The following is a 1,644-nucleotide window of genomic DNA, read 5'->3' on the forward strand; positions in this document are numbered from 1 at the left end:
CGACGACCTGCGAGACAAGGTCAACCTGTACGAGGACATCCTCAACATTGCCCTGTCGGGTTTGCACCAGGCCGTGGACGAGGCCGGCCAGGCGGCCGCCATGGCCGCGTTGCTGCTCTCGGCCGAGCCGGCCGGGTCGGTGGCGTGACCATTTCACGTCCGGCCGCACGGTTGAGTAAGCGCTTACTCAACCGTGCGGCCGGAGCCAATAAGCGCTTACTCATCCGGCGGTGTTCCGCAGGTCTCGAAGCCAATAATCGCTTGCCCGACCTTTTGATGGAACAACCCCCGACGCCCGTTTCGGGCGGAAAGGAACGATTGATGACGACGGAGCGAGACGACCCGTTCACGGCCGTCGAAACGGCGGCGGCCCGGCAGGGTCTGGAAGAACGGGCCTCCCGGTCCCTGGCGGGTGCCCGGGCGAGGCTGATCCTGGGACGGGACGCCAAATCGGCCTTCTTCGCCACGCTGGCCCTGCGGCTGACACCGTCGGTCGACTGGGATGCGGGCACGATGGCCACGGACGGCCGGACGCTGACCTATTCGCCGGCGTTCGTCCTGGGCCTGTCCCCGGACGAATTGCTCGGCGTGCTGGTCCATGAGGTGATGCACAATGCCCTGGGCCACCATTGCCGCCGGGGCGGCCGGCACGCCGTCCGGTGGAACATCGCCTGCGACCTGGCCATCAACCCGCTGCTCGTTCAAAACGGTTATGCCCTGCCCGCGTGCCGGCTCATGCCGGGCGAGGGCCATTATGCCGGCCTTCTCGCCGGCAAATCGGCCGAGGAGTATTACGCCGCCCTGACGGAAGAGCCCGCTGATGGCGGCGAAGCCGCCGACGACAGTGCCGGGAAAGCCGATCCGGGCGGCTGCGGTCGGGTGGTCGAGCCGGCGAAGTCCTCTCCGGCCGACGTCCGACGCCAGACGGCCGAATGGCAAGTTGCCGTCTCCCAGGCCGAACAGACGGCCCGCCTCAAGGGAGACCTTTCGGCGGGCTTTGCCCGGGTCGTTCAAGAGGTGTTGCAACCCGCTGCGGACTGGCGGGAGGTGTTGCGGGAGTTCGTGTCGGCCACCGCCAGGAACGATTACTCCTGGAGCCGGCCCAACCGCCGGCACATCGCCCGGGGCCTCTACCTGCCGGGCCTGTGCTCGGAGGAACTGGGCGAGATCGTGATCGCCATCGACACTTCGGGCTCGGTGGGCGACAGGGAACTCGCCGTCTTTGCCGCCGAGACAACCGGCCTGCTGTCGGCCTTCTCGTGCGTGGCGGTCATCCTGTTTCATGACACCGAGGTCCGGCATGTCCAGCGCTGGGAATCCTCCGACGGGGAACCTCGCCTGGAGCCGACCGGCGGGGGCGGCACCTCGCACGCCTGCGTCTTCGAGTGGATCAAGTCAAACGACGTCCGCCCCGCCTGCGTCGTCTGCCTGACTGACCTGGACACCACGTTTCCGATGCCGTCACCGGACATGCCCGTCCTGTGGGCCATGATCGGGGGCAACCCCGCCGTGCCGCCGTTCGGCCGGCGGGTTTCTGTTTCCGTCAACCCTTGAGGGGAGAACCATGTTTGCCCTGACCCGGCGACAGGCCCGGCGGCTCCGGTCCCTTGTGCGCCATGGCGTCGCCCGGGGCCGCCCGCGCGG

General features: G+C 68.2%; 1 protein-coding gene. It reads left to right on the forward strand.

All coding sequences use genetic code 11. The features are described from left to right. The first annotated feature begins 321 nt into the window (after positions 1-321). Complete coding sequence (locus BGIM_RS0131745; protein WP_157369564.1) at positions 322-1,554, forward strand: vWA domain-containing protein; 1,233 nt, start codon at positions 322-324, stop codon at positions 1,552-1,554. Positions 1,555-1,644: the final 90 nt, after the last annotated feature.

The sequence above is a fragment of the Zavarzinella formosa DSM 19928 genome, from assembly GCF_000255705.1.
Taxonomy (GTDB): Bacteria; Planctomycetota; Planctomycetia; order Gemmatales; family Gemmataceae; genus Zavarzinella; species Zavarzinella formosa.

Coding starts and splice junctions, on each gene's coding strand:
- BGIM_RS0131745 (WP_157369564.1), top strand. CDS start 322: ATGACGACGGAGCGAGACGACCCGTTCACGGCCGTCGAAACGGCGGCG.